This window comes from Frankia sp. CoBUL1 (genome assembly GCF_978021245.1).
In genome coordinates this window covers 1-5,069 of sequence record NZ_CDXDOS010000243.1, presented here as the reverse complement: position 1 = coordinate 5,069, position 5,069 = coordinate 1, and the positions used below count along the sequence as shown (strand labels likewise).

Genomic DNA, 5,069 nt, shown 5'->3' with positions numbered 1-5,069 from the left:
ACGGGACGGCCTAGGGCAGGTCCCGGCGGTCACGCTCAGCGGCTCCCGGCGGACCCGCGCTCTGAGGGCGGCGAGGCGGAAGCCACCCTCGGTGCGACAGGTGTCCACCTCATTTGTCCTGTATCTGTCCTGTATCGACGACCCTGCCGGGTCCCCGGAGCGGGTCGAGGGATGCGCCGGACCGGCCCGCTCGATCCCACCCGCGGGCCGCCAGCGACGGCGGTGGTGCACGGCGCGTGGCGCGCGCCGTAACGCCCTCGTCAGTAGGCTCGCAGGCGTTCTGTGCAGCTCTACGTATCCCAACCCGTAACGACCGCATCCGACTGGACGGACCGTGGATCTTTTCGAATACCAGGCGAAGAAGCTGTTCGCCGAACATGGCGTACCGGTGCCCACCGGGAAGACCGCGACCACCCCCGAGGAGGCCCGCGCGATCGCCACCGAGCTCGGTGGCAGGGTCGTCGTCAAGGCGCAGGTCAAGACCGGAGGCCGGGGCAAGGCCGGTGGCGTCAAGGTAGCCGACGGGCCGGATGACGCCTTCGCGAAGGCGACAGCGATCCTCGGCATGGACATCAAGGGCCACACGGTCCACTCGGTGCTCGTCGAGGAAGCCAGCAACATCGCCGAGGAGTACTACGCATCCTTCCTGCTGGACCGGGCGAACCGCACCTTTCTCGCCATGGCCTCCCGAGAGGGCGGCATGGAGATCGAGGAGGTGGCGGCGACCAAGCCGGAGGCGCTGGCCCGGATTGCGATCGACCCGCTCAAGGGAGTCGACGCGGCCAAGGCTCGCGAGATCGCGGTCGCGGCGAAGCTGCCCGAGGCGGCTCTGGACGGCGCGAGCGAGCTGCTGGCCAAGCTCTGGACCGTGTTCGTCAAGTCGGACGCCACCCTCGTCGAGGTCAACCCGCTGATCCTCACCGGTGACGGCCGGGTCGTCGCCCTCGACGGCAAGGTCAGCCTGGACGACAACGCCGACTTCCGCCACCCGGAGCACGAGGCGTTCGTCGACGTGGCCGCGGTGGACCCGCTGGAGCAGAAGGCCAAGGAGAAGGGCCTCAACTACGTCAAGCTCGAGGGCGAGGTCGGGATCATCGGAAACGGTGCCGGCCTGGTCATGTCCACCCTCGACGTGGTGACCTACGCCGGGGAGGAATTCGGCGGCAAGCGCCCGGCGAACTTCCTCGACATCGGCGGCGGTGCGTCCGCCGAGGTCATGGCGAACGGTCTGTCGATCATCCTTGGTGACCCGGCGGTCAAGAGCGTCTTCGTCAACATCTTCGGTGGCATCACCTCCTGCGACGCGGTGGCCAACGGCATCGTGCAGGCCCTGAAGATCGTCGGCGACGTCAGCACCCCGCTGGTGGTGCGCCTCGACGGCAACAACGCCGAGGAGGGCCGCCGCATCCTGGCCGAGGCGAACCTGCCGGTGGTCAAGCCGGTCGACACGATGGACGGCGCGGCGAAGCTCGCCGCTGAGCTCGCCGCGGCCGCGGCCTGACCTGGGCGAAGGGGATTGCGAACCGATGGCTATCTGGCTTGACGAGAACAGCCGGGTGGTGGTGCAGGGCATCACCGGCTCGGAGGGCAGCAAGCACACCCGCCGCATGCTCGCCGCGGGCACGAACGTCGTCGCCGGCGTGAACGCGCGCAAGGTGGGCCAGCAGGTCGAGGGCGTGCCGGTGTTCGGCTCCGTCGCCGATGCGATGGCGCAGACCGGCGCCAACGTCTCGGTGATCTTCGTTCCGCCTGCGTTCACCAAGGACGCGGCGATCGAGGCGATCGACGCGGCGATCCCACTCGCGGTGGTCATCACCGAGGGCGTGCCGATCCACGACACGACCGAGTTCTTCGCCTACTCCCGGTCCAAGGCGACGACGCGGATCATAGGGCCGAACTGCCCGGGTATCGCGAGCCCCGGTCTGTCCAATGCCGGCATCATCCCGGCCGACATCACCCCCGGCGGGCGCATCGGCCTGGTCAGCAAGAGCGGCACGCTGACCTACCAGATGATGTACGAGCTGCGGGAGTTCGGCTTCTCCACCTGTGTCGGCATCGGTGGCGACCCGGTCATCGGCACCACGCACATCGATGCGCTCGACGCCTTCCAGGCCGATCCGAACACCGACGCGATCGTGATGATCGGTGAGATCGGCGGTGACGCCGAGGAGCGGGCCGCGGCGCACATCGAGGAGAACGTGACCAAGCCGGTCGTCGGCTACGTGGCCGGCTTCACCGCGCCGGAGGGCAAGACGATGGGCCACGCGGGCGCCATCGTGTCCGGTTCGTCCGGTACCGCGCAGGCCAAGAAGGAAGCCTTGGAGAAGGCCGGCGTCCGGGTTGGCAAGACCCCGTCGGAGACCGCCCGGCTGATGGCTGACATCATGCGGTCGTTGTAGGCCTGTCCTGATGCCGAGCCCCCGCGTCCCGCGGGGGCTCGGCATCAGGACAGGTAGGGGTCTCGGCCGCGGGGCTTCGGGACGGACATCTTCCCTTCGCTTCCGACGGCTGCAAGACTCCTGCATCGGTGCATCGACGACTCTCGTCCCCGCACCGACCGACCAGACGAAGTGGGGTTGCCGTCGTGGCACAAATCGGCGGTCGTAGCGTCGCCACCAACGACATCGGGGTGATCGCCTCCGGGGCGGTCACGTTCATCGTGAGCTTCCTGCCGTGGTATTCGGTGAGCCTGGGATTTTTCGGCCGCTCGGCGGAGGCCCACAAGAACGCCTGGGGGCTCGGGTTCAACTCCTGGTTCCCGGTGTTCCTGGTGGTCGTGGTCGCCGGTCTGGTGACGGCGCGCGTCGCCGCCAACGTCCGCATCCCGGACGTTGGTCCGGTCTCGATCCTGTGGATACTGCCAGCCGTCTCGGCATTCGCCGTCTTCCTGCTATTGATCAGATGGATTCGGTTCCCCGATGTGCCGAGCGGGGTGGATGCCGGGCCGAGTTTCGGGTTCTACCTCGCCTTGCTGCTGACGATCGTGCAGACCGTCTTCGGGGTGCTCACGGCGCTGGCGAGCGGAGCGCCCATTCCCGGCCGGCCGGGTGCCCGTCCCACCGGGCCCGGTCAGCCGGGCGCCTGGCCTCCGTATGGTGGTCAGCCGCCTTACGGCCAGCCCTACGGCCAGCAGCCCACACCCGGTTACGGTCAGCCGTCCACGGGGTACGGGCCGCCGCCGGGCTATGGGCCGCCCGCTGGCGGGTATGGGCAGCCGGTCCAGCCGGGCGGATACGGCCAGCCGTCGCAGGGTCATGGTCAGTCGCCCACGGGTTATGGCCAGCAGCCGCCTCCGCCGGGTGGTTACGGCCAGCAGGAGTCTCCTCCCGGTCGTTGATCCGATGCCCCGGCGAGTGGTTCATGACGGTCGCTCGGGGGGATGTGGCGTGGGGGATGCGGTGGGTCGACCTCTCCGGCCAACCATAACTATTCGTCCTACTTCGGGCATTTCCCGCGCCGACGACGGCGTGTTGTCCGCTGAGCCGCGCATCTGCGTGCGAGCGTCCTAACGTGCCCGCCTCCATGCAGCCGCCCCGACTGCCGCGACGCCTCACCGATCGGATCTGGCAGCGGGGCGGACGGCCCTTGGCGGAGGCGGTCGCCGCGTCGGCCGCGGGCCTGATCTTCATCGAATTCGTCGTTCTGGTTGTGTGGGGAGCCGACACCGGCTCCTCCACCGGCTCCTCCACCGGACCCGCCGCGGCTCTGCGCGTCGGAGCCGATCTGTGGCTTGCCGCTCACGGAACGACGCTGCGGCTCCCTGACGGGATCATCGCGTTCCGGCCGTTGGGCCTCGCCCTCTTTTCGCTGGCCGCGGCGCTGAGCGCGGCGCATCGGCGGGCGAGCGCGGCATCACTGCAGTCGCATGCCGTGCTCAACCGGACGCCCCTGGGCCGAGCGTCGCTGAACCGGGTCTCGCTCGGTCGGATGCCGCTGGGCCGGGTGTCGCGGTTGCGGCCCGCGCGGCTCGGCGGAGGGCGCCCCGCCGCTTCGGCATCGGACCCCGGGGACTCCCGCGGGGGCCGATGCCGGTCGGATGGCGCCGCCGGGGTCCCGTGGCGGGCGACGTCATCGGCGTCGTGGGCGCCCAGACTCTCTTCGTCGTGGTCGTCGCGGTCATCGTGCGCACGCATTCGGTACGGCCGACCCCCGGTTCCGCGGCGCTGGGGACGGCCGCGTTCGGGATACCGGCCGCCCTGCTCGGCGCGCTGGCCGGTCGCCATCGGCTGCGCACGGCATGGCGGATGCTGCACGTGATGCTGCGCGTCCCCCTGCTGTCCGGCGCGGCGGCGTTCATGGCGCTGCTGGCGGCCGCCGCGTTCGGGGTCGCGCTGGTGCTCGCGGCGACCGAGCCCGAGGTCGCCGCAGCCGAGCGCTCGCTCGACGTGGGCGCGCTCGGGGGTCTCGGGCTCACGGCGACCCAGCTTGCGCTGCTGCCCAACCTGGTCCTCTGGGGTCTGTCCTACGCCCTTGGACCAGGATTTCGAACGGGTTCGGGTCTGGTCCGGGCGGATGTCGTCCGCCCGGCCGATCTGCCGGACCTCCCGGTGCTGGCGGCTCTTCCGCCGAGCGCGTTGCCCAGGCCCGGGTGGCTTGTGCTGGTGCTGGTGCCCGTCGTGGCCGGAGTCGTGCTTGCTGTCATGGTCCATCGGGCGAGCCTGGGACGCCGCTCCCGGGCTCGCCTCCTGACCGTCCTGCTCGGGGCGGTGGTCTGCGGTGCCCTCGTGGGTCTGGCGGTCCAGGTACCGATGGGACAGGTCGGGACCGTGACGGGTCAGGGCAACCACTATGGTCCTTCGTCCGGATGGCTGTGCGGCCTGATTGCCGGGGGGGAGACCGCGCTTGTCGGACTCCTGTTGATCGGCGGCATCGACCTGGCGGCCCGTCGGGCCGAGCGGCCGTTCGTTGCCGACGACGCGGCGGCGTCCTCATGGTGGCGCCGGCTGCAGCCATCCGGCTCATGGTCGTCAGCCCGGCTGTCACGACGACACCCCTGACTGGCCTCGCGGCCCCGCTGTCGCGGCCTCGTCGAGGTCTGTCGGTCCGCAGCTTCCCGCCCGGCGTGGATC

At 70.3% G+C, this 5,069-nt stretch carries 4 protein-coding genes and 1 pseudogene; all 5 read left to right on the top strand.

Annotation, left to right across the window (positions count from 1 at the left end; genetic code table 11):
• Positions 1-334: 334 nt before the first annotated feature.
• The 5 genes and pseudogenes from sucC (at position 335) to AC08OX_RS14740 (ending at position 4,997) form a co-directional block, all read left to right on the top strand.
• Entirely contained in the window at positions 335-1,501 is a 1,167-nt protein-coding gene (sucC, locus tag AC08OX_RS14760) for an ADP-forming succinate--CoA ligase subunit beta (protein ID WP_011435104.1), read from the top strand.
• 25 nt (positions 1,502-1,526) lie between these two features.
• Positions 1,527-2,399, top strand: coding sequence for a succinate--CoA ligase subunit alpha (sucD, locus tag AC08OX_RS14755; RefSeq protein WP_011435105.1), 873 nt, complete (start codon positions 1,527-1,529; stop codon positions 2,397-2,399).
• Positions 2,400-2,584: 185 nt separating this feature from the next.
• Positions 2,585-3,337 (top strand): hypothetical protein, encoded by a 753-nt coding sequence (locus tag AC08OX_RS14750; RefSeq protein ID WP_476608345.1) that lies wholly within the window; start codon positions 2,585-2,587, stop codon positions 3,335-3,337.
• A 185-nt stretch (positions 3,338-3,522) separates the two neighbouring features.
• Positions 3,523-3,792, top strand: a pseudogene (locus AC08OX_RS14745) (DUF6350 family protein); the annotation flags it as partial.
• A 233-nt stretch (positions 3,793-4,025) separates the two neighbouring features.
• Complete coding sequence (locus tag AC08OX_RS14740; RefSeq protein WP_476608344.1) at positions 4,026-4,997, top strand: cell division protein PerM; 972 nt, start codon at positions 4,026-4,028, stop codon at positions 4,995-4,997.
• Positions 4,998-5,069 lie beyond the last annotated feature (72 nt).